At 74.9% G+C, this 14,782-nt stretch carries 10 protein-coding genes; 8 read left to right on the plus strand and 2 right to left on the minus strand.

What is annotated here, in order from left to right:
• Positions 1–12 precede the first annotated feature (12 nt).
• The 8 genes from ACQP60_RS19810 to ACQP60_RS19845 all read left to right on the plus strand — a co-directional run bounded on the left by ACQP60_RS19810 (position 13) and on the right by ACQP60_RS19845 (position 11,254).
• Complete coding sequence (locus ACQP60_RS19810; protein WP_429736203.1) at positions 13–1,227, plus strand: dihydrodipicolinate synthase family protein; 1,215 nt, start codon at positions 13–15, stop codon at positions 1,225–1,227.
• On the plus strand, positions 1,224–2,126 hold the full coding sequence (locus ACQP60_RS19815; RefSeq protein ID WP_429736135.1) for a sugar phosphate isomerase/epimerase family protein: 903 nt from the start codon (positions 1,224–1,226) through the stop codon (positions 2,124–2,126). Before ACQP60_RS19810 ends, ACQP60_RS19815 begins: the two co-directional genes overlap by 4 nt.
• A gap of 259 nt (positions 2,127–2,385) precedes the next feature.
• Positions 2,386–2,817 (plus strand): hypothetical protein, encoded by a 432-nt coding sequence (locus ACQP60_RS19820; protein WP_429736137.1) that lies wholly within the window; start codon positions 2,386–2,388, stop codon positions 2,815–2,817.
• Positions 2,818–2,960: 143 nt separating this feature from the next.
• Entirely contained in the window at positions 2,961–4,487 is a 1,527-nt protein-coding gene (locus tag ACQP60_RS19825) for a glycoside hydrolase family 43 protein (RefSeq protein ID WP_429736139.1), read from the plus strand.
• Positions 4,487–6,451, plus strand: a complete 1,965-nt coding sequence (locus ACQP60_RS19830; protein WP_429736141.1) for a DUF6807 family protein — start codon at positions 4,487–4,489, stop codon at positions 6,449–6,451. The genes ACQP60_RS19825 and ACQP60_RS19830 overlap by 1 nt, the downstream gene beginning before the upstream one ends.
• A gap of 457 nt (positions 6,452–6,908) precedes the next feature.
• The gene (locus ACQP60_RS19835; RefSeq protein WP_429736143.1) at positions 6,909–8,471 is read left to right on the plus strand and encodes a pectinesterase family protein; all 1,563 of its coding nucleotides are present in this window, start codon (positions 6,909–6,911) and stop codon (positions 8,469–8,471) included.
• A 19-nt stretch (positions 8,472–8,490) separates the two neighbouring features.
• Positions 8,491–10,542: a pectinesterase family protein gene (locus ACQP60_RS19840; protein ID WP_429736145.1), complete on the plus strand. Its 2,052-nt coding sequence runs from the start codon at positions 8,491–8,493 to the stop codon at positions 10,540–10,542.
• A gap of 205 nt (positions 10,543–10,747) precedes the next feature.
• Positions 10,748–11,254, plus strand: a complete 507-nt coding sequence (locus ACQP60_RS19845; RefSeq protein WP_429736147.1) for an ATP-binding protein — start codon at positions 10,748–10,750, stop codon at positions 11,252–11,254.
• On the opposite strand, the gene ACQP60_RS19850 is transcribed toward ACQP60_RS19845, so the two are convergent.
• Positions 11,239–12,702, minus strand: coding sequence for a rhamnulokinase (locus ACQP60_RS19850; RefSeq protein WP_429736149.1), 1,464 nt, complete (start codon positions 12,700–12,702; stop codon positions 11,239–11,241). The two genes, ACQP60_RS19845 and ACQP60_RS19850, sit on opposite strands and share 16 nt — an antisense overlap.
• The gene (locus tag ACQP60_RS19855; RefSeq protein WP_429736151.1) at positions 12,699–14,765 is read right to left on the minus strand and encodes a bifunctional aldolase/short-chain dehydrogenase; all 2,067 of its coding nucleotides are present in this window, start codon (positions 14,763–14,765) and stop codon (positions 12,699–12,701) included. The genes ACQP60_RS19850 and ACQP60_RS19855 overlap by 4 nt, the downstream gene beginning before the upstream one ends.
• Positions 14,766–14,782 lie beyond the last annotated feature (17 nt).

A 14,782-nucleotide genomic window follows, 5' to 3' on the forward strand; every position in this document is an offset into this window, starting at 1 on the left:
CTCGCCCCCGAGCTGACGCCCAGCGGCGTCACCGTCCGCCTCCCCCGGTTCGACGCCGCGGGCCGCGCCACCGGCACGGAGGTTCGGGAGCTCAACGCGCCGGGCCCGTGGCACGCCCCGGCCGCGCCGATCACGTCGCGCGTCGCGTTCGCCGCGGCGCACGTGGTGCCCCAGGTCGGCGCCGAGAACGTGCCCGGCGCGCCCGCCGTCGTCGACTGGGACGCGACGCTCGCCTACCGGCACGAGATCTGGCGCTTCGGGCTCGGCGTCGCCGACGCCATGGACACCGCCCAGCGCGGGATGGGCCTCGACTGGGCCGCGACGCAGGAGCTGGTGCGCCGGTCGTCGGCCGAGGCCGCGTCCGTCGGCGCGCGCATCGCGTGCGGCGCGGGCACCGACCAGCTCGACCCCGCGTCCGTCGAGCCGGGCGAGGCAGGCCTCGCCGCCGTGATCGACGCCTACCGCGAGCAGGTGCGCGTGGTGCAGGACGCCGGGGCGCAGGTCATCGTCATGGCCTCGCGAGCGCTCGCGAAGGTGGCCCGCTCTGCCGAGGACTACGCCCGTGTCTACGACGCCGTGCTGGCCGAGGCCGACAAGCCCGTCGTCCTGCACTGGCTGGGCACGATGTTCGACCCGGCCCTCGCGGGCTACTGGGGGTCCGACGACGTGGCGTCCGCGACCGCCACCTTCCTCGACCTCATCAAGGCGCACCAGGACAGGGTGGACGGCGTCAAGGTGTCGCTGCTCGACGCGCAGCACGAGATCGGGCTGCGCCGGGCGCTGGCCGACCTCGACGGCTCGCCCGTGCGCCTCTACACCGGCGACGACTTCAACTACCCCGAGCTGATCGCGGGCGACGAGCAGGGGCACTCCGACGCCCTGCTCGGCATCTTCGCCGCGATCTACCCGGCCGCGTCCACGGCGCTGCAGGCGTTCGACGCCGGGGAGGCGGGCCGGGGGCACGCGATCCTCGCCTCGACCGAGAAGCTGGGCCGGCACATCTTCGCGGCGCCGACCTACTACTACAAGACGGGCGTGGCGTTCCTGTCCTGGCTGAACGGCTTCCAGGCCGGGTTCCAGCTCGTGGGCGGCCTGCAGTCCGGCCGCTCGCTGGCGCACCTGGTGGAGCTGGCGCGCCTCGCCGACGGCTGCGGCATGCTCCTCGACCCGGCGCTGGCCGCCCGCCGCCTGGACGCCCTGCTGGTGACGAACGGGGTGACCGCATGACCGCCGCACCGTCCGGCGCCGACCTGAGCCGCTGCTCCCTCAACACCGCGACCGTCAAGCACGCGTCGCTCGCCGAGGCGGTCGACGCCGCGGCCACGGCGGGGCTCGGCGCCGTCGGGCTGTGGCGCCACCAGGTGCAGGAGCACGGGGCCGAGAAGGCTGCGCGGATCGTGTCGGACGCCGGGCTGCGCGTCTCGTCCCTGTGCCGCGGCGGGTTCCTCACGGCCGCCGACGAGGCGGGCATCGCCGCCGCGCTCGACGACAACAAGCGCGCCATCGAGGAGACTGCGGGCGTCGGCACCCGCGAGCTCGTGTTCGTCGTCGGCGGGCTGCCCGCCCTCAGCGAGCCCGGTCAGGGCCCGCGGGCTGACGCCGGCCCGGGCGACCGCGACGTCGTCGCCGCCCGCGCCCGCGTGGCGGACCGGATCGCCGAGCTCGCGCCGTTCGCGGCCGAGCACGACGTGCGGATCGTGCTCGAGGCGCTGCACCCGATGTTCGCCGCCGACCGCGCGGTGATCTCCACCCTGGGGCAGGCGCTCGACCTCGCGGCGCCGTTCGCGCCCGAGACGGTGGGCGTCGTCGTCGACACCTATCACGTGTGGTGGGACCCGCAGCTGCGCGAGTCGATCGCGCGGGCCGGGGCCGAGGGACGCATCGCCGGCTACCAGGTGTGCGACTGGAACCTGCCGCTGGCCGCCGACCCCCTCAACTCGCGCGGGCACGTGGGCGACGGGTACGTCGACTTCCCCACGATCTCGCGCTGGGTGGCCGAGGCGGGCTACACCGGTGACGTCGAGACCGAGATCTTCAACGAGGAGATCTGGGCCGACGACCCGCGCGACACCGCCCGCACGGTCGGCGAGCGGTTCGCGCGGCACGTGCTGCCGCACCTGGCGTAGCCCCACCCCGCAGCACACCGGGCCTTGACACCCCGGTGCGGGTCTGTCGCCGACGCCGACCCGCCGCACGACGCCCCGTCGCCTCGCAGCCGAGGCGGCGGGGCGTCGTCGTGCGTCCCACGGGGCGTGAGCGACCGATCAGGACGGGTCGGTCCTGGTCAGGACGGGTCAGGATCGAAGAAGCGCGACGGGCCGGCGCTCCCTAGCGTGGGTCGTGCGACGCCGACGGGGCGCCGCACCACCAGCCGGGAGGAACGTCATGGCCACGTCCGAGGGTCTGAGCGCCGACGAGCGCGCCGCCGTCAAGCAGCGCGCCAAGGAGCTGCGCGAGCAGGAGAAGGCGGGCAAGAACCGCGCCGCCGGGGAGAAGGCGGTGCGCGACGCGATCGAGCCGCTCGACGGCACGGACCGCGACATCGCCGAGGGTCTCTACCGGGTCGTCACCGAGGTCGCGCCGCACCTGGTGCCCAAGACGTACTACGGCATGCCGGGCTTTGCGAACGCCGCCGGGAAGATGGTGGTGTTCGTGCAGCCGGCCGTGAAGTTCAAGACCCGGTACGCGACGGTCGGCTTCGACTTCGCGGCGCAGCTCGACGACGGCGACCTGTGGCCGACGGCGTTCGCCGTGCTGGCCTGGACGCCCGCCGTCGAGGAGAGGCTGACGGCGCTGGTCCGCACCGCCGCGGGCTGACCGGCGGGCCTGGGTGGCACCCTCCGTCGCCACCCAGGCGTTCCCTGCAGCGGAAACCGGTTGCTAGGCTGGGCACAGCACGGCGGGAACCGGTTTCTCACGGTTTCTCGCCGACTGTCCCAGCGACGTGACGGAAGGCGACCATGACCCACTACAGCAACCCGGTCCTCGACGCGGACTGGCCGGACCCCGACGCGGTGCGCGTCGGGGACGACTACTGGCTGATCGCGTCCAGCTTCAACCGCGCCCCCGGGCTGCCCGTGCTGCACTCGCGCGACCTCGTGAGCTGGGAGCACGTGGCGAACGCGCTGCCCGCGCTGCCCCAGTCCGGGCACTACGCGCTCCCCCGGCACGGCTCCGGGGTGTGGGCGCCCAGCCTGCGGTACCACGACGGCCTGTTCTGGATCGTGTACCCCGACCCGGACCACGGGATCTTCGTCCTCACGGCCGCCGACCCGCGCGGCCCGTGGTCGGAGCCGTGGTGCCTGGTCCCGGGCCAGGGCCTCATCGACCCGTGCCCCCTGTGGGACGACGACGGGCGCGCCTACCTCGTCCACGGCTGGGCCAAGAGCCGCGCGGGCGTGAAGAACCGCCTCACGGTGGTCGAGGTGGACCCCGGCCTGCGCCGGGTCGTCGGGCCGGCGCGCACCGTCGTCGACGGCGACGAGCTGCCGGGATTCCGCACGCTCGAGGGCCCCAAGCTCTACCAGCGCGACGGCTGGTACTGGATCTTCGCCCCCGCGGGCGGCGTCGCGACCGGCTACCAGGTCGCCTTCCGCTCGCGGTCGGTGTGGGGGCCGTACGAGCACCGCGTGGTGCTGGCCCAGGGCGACTCGCCCGTCAACGGCCCGCACCAGGGCGCGTGGGTGGACACCCCCGACGGCGACGACTGGTTCCTGCACTTCCAGGACCGCGGCGTCTTCGGCCGCGTCGTGCACCTGCAGCCCCTGCGGTGGGACGACGACGGCTGGCCGGTCATGGGCGACGAAGGCTCGCCGGTGCTCACCCACCCGACGCCGGTGCCCGGCGCCGAGCCGGGCGAGCCGGTGCGCAGCGACGACTTCGCGGCGCCGGGCCTCGCGCCCCGCTGGCACTGGCAGGCGAACCCCGCCGAGGGCTGGGCCGTGGCCGACGGCGGCGGCACGCTGCGCCTGCCCGCGCAGCCGTCGCCACGGGGCAACCTGCGCGACCAGGGCGCGGTGCTGAGCCAGCAGCTGCCGGGGCAGCCGAGCACCTGGGAGACGCGGGTCGGGCTCACCGGCGACGCGCCCGGCACCCGCGCGGGCGTCGTCGTCCTCGGCCGCGAGTACGCCTGGGCGGGCCTGGTGCGCACGCCTGGCGGCGTCGAGGTGACGGTGCGCCGCGGCGGTACGTACGGCGACGAGGAGGTCCTCGCGCAGGAACCCGTGCCCGCCGGCGCGGCCGGCGTCGTCCTGCGCACCGTCGTCGACGCCGAGGGCCGGGTCACCTGGGCCTGGCGCGCCGACGCCCCAGGGCGGGAGGACGCCGAGTGGCACGAGACCGCGCCGCCGTGGCAGGCCGTCGTCGGCCACTGGATCGGCGCCGAGGTCGGCCTGTTCGCGAGCGCGCCGCTCGGGGCTGACCTGCGGCCCGACGACGGCGGCACCTTCGGCCCCGTGCGCGTCACCGTGGCCGGGAAGGACGCCTGATGGCCCGCGCGGGCGGGCCGACGATCGACGAGGTGGCGGCCGCCGCGGGGGTGTCGCGGGCCACCGTCTCACGCGTGATGAACGGCCGGGCCACGGTCGCCCGGGACATCGCCGAGCGGGTGCGCGTCGCCGCGAAGGACCTGCGCTACCAGCCCAGCCGGGTGGCGCGCAGCCTGTCGCTCGGCCGCACCAACTCCGTCGCGCTCGTCGTGCCCGACCTGGCGAACCCGATGTTCCAGCAGATCCTGCGCGGCACGATGGCGGCGGCCGCCCCCCACGACTACCGCGTCCTGGTGGCCGACACCGCCGAGAACACCGCCGACGAGGCCGAGGTCGCGCTCGAGGCGCGACAGCGGTGCGACGCGCTGGTCCTCGCCGCGCCCCGGACGTCCGAGGAGGAGCTGCTGGAGCTCCTGCCGCGACTGGAGCCGGTGGTCGTGGTCAACCGGCACGTGCCGGGCCTCACCGTGCCGACCGTGCGCGTGGACTACGCGGCGGGCGTGCGCAGCATGGTCGACCACCTGGTCGCGCTCGGGCACCGCGAGCTGGCGTACGTCGCCGGCCCGCGCTCGAGCGCGTCGAACGGCCTTCGCGCCCGCGCCCTCGACGACGCCCGCGAGCGCCACCCCGGCCTGCGCGTCACGACCGTGCCCTGCGGCCCCACCGTGGACGCCGGGTACCGCGCGGCCGACGCGGTGCTCGCCACCGGCGCGACCGGCGTCGTGGCGTTCAACGACCTGGTCGCGTTCGGCCTTCTCGCGCGCCTCAACGAGGCCGGCGTGGCCGTGCCGGGCGACATCTCGATCGGCGGCTTCGACGACATCGAGCTCGCCCGGTACGCGACGCCGTCGCTGACGACGGCGGCCGTGCCGCAGGCCGACCTGGGCCGCCGGGCCTGGGAGCTGCTGCACGCGCGCGTGCTCGGCACGGAGCGCACCCGCCTCGGCGCGGAGGGCATCGCCGTGCACGTGACCCCGGGCCTGGTGGTGCGGGGCAGCACCGGGCCCGTACCGCCCGCGCGACGGCTCGGCGTGACGTCGGCGGACCTCGCGGGCCGCGCGCACGCGCGCGACGACACGGTCCGGGCCCGGTGGCGGTCCGTCGACGACGACTGGGTGCTCGGCGTCGGCGATGACAGGCCCCTGGGTCGCTACTCACGGGGTGCGGACATGCCCGGGGTGCACAGCCCGCGCCCGTACCTGCACCCGGTGCACTCGGCGCAGGGCGTGGCCATGACGACGAAGAGCCCCCTGGACCACCGCCACCACTACGGCGTGTCGATGGCGGTGGCCGACGTCGACGGCACCAGCCACTGGGGTGGGCGCACGTACGTGCGCGACCAGGGGCCGACGCTGCTCGCGAACCACGGTCGCCAGGAGGCCGGTCGCACGGCGGTGTCGGACGACGGCGCCACGCTCACCCAGGAGCTGCGCTGGCTGGACGAGCGCGGCGGCGTGCAACTGACGGAGGAGCGACGCCTCACCGCGGTGGTGCTGCCGGAGGTCGACGCGTGGGCGCTCGGCTGGCACGGCACCCTGCGCGCGGGCGACGCCGACGTGGAGATCGGCAGCCCGGCTACCCACGGCCGCCCGGGGGCCGGGTACGGCGGCTGGTTCTGGCGGCTGCCGTCGGGGGACGAGGCCTACGCCCTGAGCCCCGACCGCGGCGGGGACGTGCACGGCTCGCGCACCCGCTGGGTGGCGGTCGTGCGACGCAGCGGGGCGGCGTGGACCACGCTGGTGCTGGCCCAGCCCGCCGGGGAGCCCGACCCGTGGTTCGCCCGCGTGGGCGACTACGTGGGCCTGGGCCCGGCGCTCGCCTGGGACACGGTCCGCACGGTGGCGGCCGGGTCGGCGCTCGAGGTCGACGTCGTGGCGGCGGTCGTCGACCGGCGCCTCGACATCGCCGGCGCGGGCGACGTGGCGGACCTCGCGGTCGGGCGCGTGGGGGCCGTCACTGCCTGAGCCGGTTTTTTGATCGGGCCGAAACCTCGGTCGGGGCGATCGGGGCGAGGGTTTCTCCGCGGCGACGCGTTCACGGGCGCCAGGGCGCCCTCCACTTCGGGAGGGATACGTCGCCGCGGAGAAACCCTCGCCCCGCCCTCGTCGTTCCTGCTGGCCATGCCTGTGGTCGAGGTTCGCCGAGCCGCCGCGGCGAGAGCCCGATTGGTTCCAGCCACTGAACTATTGACGCCGGGACCCTCGTCGACTACGGTGTGAGAAACCGGTTTCTGAGGCGTTTCCGGTCGCAGAGCGCGACGGGCACGGGAAGACCGACACCGACGTCGGCCGCACCACGAGCAGCACGATCCGCACCGCCAGGCACCACCGGGTGGCCCGCCGTCGACGACGGGGCCCGGCCGGCGCCCCGCTCGTCCCGACCCGAGGGCCACCCGGCCCGAGTCTCACGAGAGGCGTGACGATGCCCTTCACCGCGGACCATCGACCCACCCCGCACCGCCCCACCTCCCCCGGCTCCCGCCGCCCCGGGCCGCGAGCCCGCCGGACCGTGGCGGCCCTCACCGCCCCGGTCCTGGGCCTGACGCTGCTCGCCCCCGCCGCGCACGCGTCGTCGGGCACGGACGCCGAGGCCGCGGGCCGAGCGCTGCTGCACCGCATCGGCGCCCCGCCCACGACCACCGCGGACGGCCCCGTCTGGTCGCCCACCGCGACGGGCTTCGCGTCCGTACCGACCGACGAGCTGCCCGACGGCACCACCGGCGGCGCGGGCGGGCGGACCGTCACGGTGCGCGACGCCGCGGCGCTGGCCGAGGCGGCCTCGGCCGACGAGCCGCTGACGATCCTCGTGCAGGGCACCCTCGACGTGGAGCCGTTCGGCTCGATGATCGACGTCGGGAGCGACAAGACGATCGTCGGCGCGGCGGCGGGCGGCGAGCTCGTCGGCGGCGGGCTGCGGTTGCTCGAGGTCGAGAACGTCATCATCCGCAACCTCACCTTCCGCGACTCGTACGTCGCCGCCGACTGGGACGGCAAGAGCGCGGACAACGACAACGACGGCATCCGCATCGACACGTCGGACCACGTGTGGGTGGACCACAACGAGTTCGCGCGGCTCGGCGACGGCCAGCTCGACATCCGCAAGGACTCCACCGCCGTGACGGCGTCGTGGAACTACTTCCACGACCACAACAAGACGCTCGGCGTCGGGTGGACGGACAACGTGGTGACCACGCTGACCCTGCACCACAACCGGTTCTCCAACGTGCACCAGCGCAACGGGAGCATCGACAACGTGGCGCTCGGCCACCTCTACAACAACTGGCTGTCGGGGGTGAGCTCGTACGGCACGACGTCGCGCGGCGGCTCCCAGCTGCTGGTGGAGTCGAGCGTCTACGAGAACGCCCGCAACCCCCTCATCCTCAGCGGCGACGCCGCCCGCGTGCACCAGCGCGGCAACCTGTTCCGCGGGAACTGGGGCGAGGAACCGGCCGAGACCGGGCCCACGTTCGAGGCGTCCGACCTCTACGACTACACCGCCGACCCCGTCGAGGACGTCGTGCCGCTGCTGAGCCGGTACGCCGGCACCCGCTCCACCCACGACGAGCGACTGGGGCGCCAGGTCACCGTGGCGCAGGACGGCACCGGCGACTACCTCTCGATCCAGGCTGCCGTGGGCGCGGCGTCGCGGTCGCCGCGGCCCGTCGAGATCGTCGTCGGGCCGGGCACGTACCGCGAGGTGCTCACCGTCTGGCCGGGCGCCGGGGGCCTGACGATCCGCGGCGCCACCGGCGACCCCGCCGACGTCGTCGTCACCTACGACAAGCCCGCGAGCGACTGGGCCACCGCGACCGTCCTCGCCGACGGGGTCACGCTCCGCGACCTCACCCTCGAGAACGCCTACGACGCCGAGGCGAACGGCCCGCGGGAGGCCCTCGCGCTGCGCGACGCCGGCGACGGCACCGTGCTCGACGACGTCCCGCTGGTCGGCGGGGGCGTCTCCACCGACGACCCGCGCCACTCCTGACCCCACCCGAGGAGCACCCATGAGACTCACGACCACCCGCGCCGCGGCACTGCTCGGCGCCCCGGTGCTGACCCTGACCCTGCTCGCCCCCGCCGCGCACGCGGCGCCGTCCGCCGTCGACGGCCCCGACCCCGTCGCCGCGGGCTCCGCCGTCCTCGAGCGCATCGGCGCGCCGACGACCACGACGGCGGACGGGCCCGTCTGGTCGCCCGTCGCGACCGGCTTCGCCGCCACGCCCACGGACGACCTGCCGCACGGCACCACGGGCGGGGCGGGCGGCGACGTCGTCACCGTCCGCGACGCGGCCGCGCTCGCCGCGGCCGCGGCGTCCGACGAGCCCCTGACCATCTACGTCCAGGGCACGATCGAGCCGGACGAGTTCGGCTCGATGATCGACGTGGCGAGCGACAAGACGATCGTCGGCCTCGCGTCGCGCGCCGAGCTCGTGGGCGTCGGCCTGCGGCTCGACCACGTCGAGAACGTCGTCGTGCGCAACCTGCGCTTCCGCGACTCGTACGTGCCGGGCGACTGGGACGGCAAGAGCGCCGACAACGACAACGACGGCATCCGCGTCGACACGTCCAGCCACGTGTGGATCGACCACAACGAGCTCACGCGCCTCGGGGACGGGCTGATCGACGTCCGCAAGGACTCCACCGCGGTCACGCTGTCGTGGAACTACCTCCACGACCACAACAAGACGGTGGGCGTGGGCTGGACCGACAACGTGGTCACGGAGATCACGATGCACCACAACCGGTTCTCGAACACCTACCAGCGCAACGCGAGCATCGACAACGTCGCCGCCGGCCACCTGTACAACAACTGGTTCGACGGGCAGGCGCAGTACGGCACGATGTCGCGCGGCGCGTCGCAGCTCGTCGTCGAGTCGAGCGTGTACTCGAACGGCGAGGACGCGATCGTCGCCAAGGACCCGGCGTCGAAGGTCGACTCGCGGGACAACCGGTTCACGACGATCCGCGGCCGCAAGGACGACACCGGGCCGACCTTCGACCCGGCAGCGCGGTACGCGTACGCGCCGGACGCCGTGGACGACGTCGTGCGGATCGTCACCGACGGCGCCGGCACCCTCGGCGCCCAGGAGAAGGCGGGCCGCACGGTCACCGTCGCGCTCGACGGCACCGGCGACTACGCGTCGGTCGGCGCCGCCGTGGGAGCGGCCGCGCGGTCTCCGCACCCGGTGGACGTCGTCGTCGAGCCGGGCGTCTACCGCGAGGTGGTGCGGGTGTGGCCGGGCGCCGACGGGATCACGATCCGCGGCGCCACCGGCGACCCGGAGGACGTCGTCCTCACCTACGACCTCGCCGCCGGCCAGGCCAAGTTCTACGGCGGCACGTTCGGGCACACCGGCTCGCCCGTGCTGTCGGTGCTGGCCGACGACGTCACGCTGCGCGACCTCACCGTCGAGAACGCCTACGACGAGGCCGCGAACGGCGGCAGCCAGGCGCTCGCGCTGCGCACGGCGGGCGACCGCACGGTCCTCGACGGCGTGCGGCTGCTGGGCAACCAGGACACCTACCTGGCGGACCCGGGCTCCGGCGACACCGCGGCCCGCACGTACGTCACGGGCTCGTACGTCGAGGGCGACGTCGACTTCGTCTACGGCGGCGGCACCCTCGTCGTCGAGGACTCGGAGATCCGCTCGCTCGACCGCGGCTCCGCGACGAACAACGGCTACGTGTCCGCCCCGGCGACCGTGCCGGGCGGCAAGGGCTTCCTGTTCACCGGCACCCGGTTCACCTCGGACGCCGCGGCGGGCACCGTCTTCCTCGGCCGCCCGTGGCACCCGAGCAGCAACCCGCTCGTCGACCCGTCCGTCGTCGTGCGCGACTCGTGGCTGGGCGCGCACGTCGGCACGCCCGCCTGGTCGGACATGAGCGGCTGGTCGTGGCGCGACGACCTCATGCGGGAGTACCGCAACTCGGGCCCGGGCGCCGCGCCCGCCGGCGAGGTCGTCGACGGCCGCCCGCAGCTGACCGACGACGAGGCCGCCGCGCACACCCGCGAGGCGTACCTGTCGGGCGACGATGGGTGGGAGCCCTGGCGCTGACCCACCCGTGGTGAGCGCGGTCCGCGGCGCGAGGGCGACGTCGTCCCGCGCCGCGGACCGCGCCCACCCACGACGTTCGTCGCAGCGCGCGCGGGGGCGGCCTCGGGGCAGTAGGGTCGACGACGGTTCGGGCCGCTCCCGCGGCCCTCGGAAGGCACCCATCCCCCGTGGCCACAGGAGGCTGCATGGTTCCGGACGTGCGCCCGTGACGCCGGTCGAGGCCGTCCCCGTCGGGCGGCTCGACGTGGTCGGGGCGTGGTCCGTGCGCACCGTCGACGACCTCGCGGACGTGCGCGCGGACCTCGAGAGCCGCCTGCCCTGCGACTGCGCCCCCGCCCGGGTCGGCCCGTCCGGCGAGCTCGGGGGCCTGTCGGGGCGCCAGCGCATGGTGCTGGTGGCGAGCGAGCTGGTGGCGAACGCGCTGGAGCACGCCCGGCCGCCGGTGGTCGCCCGGCTGCTGTGCGACGGGCAGGTCGCCGTGGTCGACGTCGTCGACCGCAGCCCCGAGGCGCCGCCCGTCGTCCCGCACGACCGCGAGCCCGGCGAGGGCGGCCACGGCCTGCGCCTCGCGAAGACCATCGCCGACGAGGTCGGCTGGTACCGCACCGACCGCGGCGAGAAGCACGTGTGGGCGCGGTTCGCGGACGCGGACCGCGCACCCGCCACCGCGCCGGCGAGCGTGGCGTCCGGCGGGGCCTACCGCGGCGTGTAGCGCTCGGGCGTGAACGCCGCGGCGACGAGCGCGCGCAGGTCCTCGAGGTCGCCGTCCACCAGCCCGCGGGCGCGGGCCTGCACCAGCAGGTTGCCGATGGCGGTGGCCTCGACGGGCCCGGCGACCACGGGCAGCCCCGAGCGGTCCGCCGTCGCCTGGCACAGCAGCGTGTTCTGCGCGCCGCCCCCGACCACGTGGATCGCCGTGACGCTGCGGCCGGCGAGCTTCGCCGCCGTCGTGACGGCGTCCGCGAACGCCTGCGCGAGGCTCTCGACGATGCTGCGCACGTACTGTCCGCGCGAGGCCGGCACGGGCTGGTCGTGCTCGCGGCACCAGTCGGCGATGCGGCCCGGGATGTCGCCCGGCGGCAGGAAGCGCGGGTCGTCGACGTCGAAGATCGCCACCGGGGCGCTGACGTGCGCCGCCTCGGCCAGCAGCTCCTGGAGCGTGCTGGAGCGCTGGGCGGCCGTCGACTCCCGCTCCCAGGTGCGGATCGACTCGCTCAGCAGCCACAGCCCCATGACGTTGTGCAGGAACCGCGTGCGGCCGTCGACGCCGCCCTCGTTGGTGAAGCCGGCGAGGCGGGCCTCCTCGGTGAGCACGGGCGCGTCGAGCTCGAGGCCCACGAGCCCCCAGGTGCCGCAGGAGACGTAGGCGACGTCCCGGTCCGTCGCGGGGACGGCGACGACGGCGGACGCCGTGTCGTGCGAGCCGACGGCGGTGACCTCGAGGGCCCGGCCGACGAGCTGCGCGACGTCGGGGCTCAGGGCCCCCAGCGACGCCCCCGGGTCGACGAGGGGCGGCAGGATCCCGGAGGGGACTCCGACCAGGCGGGCGAGCTCCGTGTCCCACTCCCCCGTGCGCGCGTCGAGCAGCCCGGTGGTCGAGGCGTTGGTGCGCTCGGTCACCTCCGCGCCGGTGAGCCAGTGCGCGAGCAGGTCGGGCACGAGCAGCAGCCGGTCGGCGAGGTCGAGCAGCGGCCCCTCCGTGGCGAGCTGGAACACCGTGTTGAACGGCAGGTGCTGCAGCCCGTTGCGCGCGTACAGCGCGGCGGAGTCGACGCGGGCGTGCACGCGCTCCACGCCGCCCGCCGTCCGCGCGTCGCGGTAGTGGTACGGCACGCCGAGCAGGCGGCCGCCGCGCAGCAGGCCGTAGTCCACGGCCCACGAGTCGATCCCGACGCCGAGGATCTCCCCCGGGGCCTCGCGCTCGGCGACGGCCAGGCCGTCGAGCACCTGGCGGTACAGCTCCAGCAGGTTCCAGTGCAGGCCGTCCGGCGTGCGGACCGGGTCGTTGGGGAACCGGGCCACGTGCTGCAGCCGCAGCCCGTCGCGTCCGCCGAACCGGCCCAGGATGACGCGCCCGCTGGTGGCGCCCAGGTCGACGGCGGCGAGCGTGCCCGCCGTCGTCGAGCCGAGCCGCGCCGGTGCAGCAGGTGTCGCCGTCATCGCAGGAACGCCTGCGCCACGCCGGCGTCGACGGGCACGTGCAGGCCGGTGGTGTGCGAGAAGTCGGACGTGCACAGCGCGTAGACGGCGTTCGCCACGTGCTCCGGGAGCACCTCGCGCTTGAGCAGCGTGCGCTGGGCGTAGAACTTGCCCAGGTCCTGCTCCTCGATGCCGTACGTCTTGGCGCGGTTGGCGCCCCAGCCGGAGGCGAAGATGCCCGAGCCGCGCACGACGCCGTCCGGGTTGATGCCGTTGACCTTGATGCCGTGCTCGCCGAGCTCGGCGGCCAGCAGCCGCACCTGGTGCGCCTGGTCGGCCTTGGTGGCCGAGTACGCGATGTTGTTCGGGCCCGCGAACACCGAGTTCTTCGACGAGATGTAGACGATGTCGCCCCCGAGCTTCTGGTCCACGAGGATGCGCGCCGCGTTCTTGGCCACGAGGAACGAGCCCTTGGCCATGACGTCGTGCTGCAGGTCCCAGTCCGCCTCGGTGGTGTCGAAGAGCGACTTGCTCAACGACAGGCCCGCGTTGTTCACGACGATGTCCACGCCGCCGAAGGCGAGGACGGCCTCGGCGAGCGCGGCCTGGACCGCGGCCTCGTCGGCGACGTTCGCCGCCAGGCCGATCGCGACGTCGGTCGAGCCCAGCTCGGCTGCGGCGGCCTGGGCCTTCTCCAGGTCGAGGTCCGCGACGACGACGCACGCGCCCTCCGCCGCCAGGCGGGTCGCGATGGCCTTGCCGATGCCGGAGGCCGCGCCGGTGACGAACGCGATGCGGGTGGCGAGCGGCTTGGGCTTCGGCTTGCGCTGGAGCTTCGCCTCCTCGAGCGCCCAGTACTCGATGCGGAACTTCTCCGACTCGTCGATCGGCGCGTAGGTGGACAGGGCCTCCGCGCCGCGCATCACGTTGATCGCGTTGACGTAGAACTCCCCCGCCACGCGAGCCGTCTGCTTGTCCGCGCCGTAGGAGAACATGCCGACGCCCGGCACCAGGACGATCGCCGGGTCCGCGCCGCGCATGGCCGGCGGCTCCTCGCCGCGGGCGCGGGCCTCGGCGGCGCCGCGCTCGTAGTAGGCGGTGTAGTCGGCGCGGTACGCCTCGTGCAGCTCGGGCAGCCGCTCGACGATCTCCTCGACCGTCGCGGTGGCCGGCAGGTCCACGACCAGCGGCTTCACCTTGGTGCGCAGGAAGTGGTCGGGGCAGCTGGTACCCAGCTCCGCGAGGCGCGCGTGCTCGGCGCTCGCCAGGAAGTCGAGGACGACGTCCGCGTCGGTGAAGTGGCCCACCTGCGGCTTGTCGTGCGACGCGACGGCGCGCAGGTGCGGGGCGAGCGCGGCGGCCTTGGCGCGGCGCTCGGCGTCGGGCAGGGCGCCGTAGCCGTCGAGGGCGGGGCCGAAGGGCTCCGGCGCGCCCTGCTCGGCGATGTACGCCGCGGCGGTCTCGATGATCCACAGCGAGTTCGCCTCGGCCTCCTCGGCCGTCTCGCCCCAGGCCGTGATGCCGTGCCCGCCGAGCACCGTGCCGATCGCGTCGGGGTTCGCGGCCTTGATCTCCGCGATGTCGAGGCCGAGCTGGAAGCCGGGCCGGCGCCACGGCACCCACACGACCTTGCCGCCGAAGATCTTCTGCGTCAGCTCCGGGCCGTCGACGGCGGTCGCGATCGCGATGCCCGCGTCCGGGTGCAGGTGGTCCACGTGCGCGGCGTCGACCAGGCCGTGCATGGCCGTGTCGATGCTGGGGGCGGCGCCGCCCTTGCCGTGCAGGCAGTAGTCGAACGCGGCGACCATCTCGTCCTCGCGCTCCACGCCCGGGTACACCTCGGTGAGGGCGCGCAGGCGGTCGAGCCGCAGGACGGCGAGGCCCTTCGGGGTGAGGGTGCCGAGGTCGCCGCCGGAGCCCTTGACCCACAGCAGCTCGACGTCCTGCCCGGTGACCGGGTCCTTCTCGATCCCCTTGGCGGAGGTGTTGCCGCCGGCGTAGTTCGTGTTGCGCGGGTCGGCGCCCAGGCGGTTCGACCGCGCGACGAGGGCCTCCACGGTCGGGTTGACGGTCTGGTCGGTCATCGGTGCTCCGGTGGTCG

Source organism: Isoptericola variabilis (assembly GCF_050311655.1).
Classification (GTDB): Bacteria; Actinomycetota; Actinomycetes; order Actinomycetales; family Cellulomonadaceae; genus Isoptericola; species Isoptericola variabilis.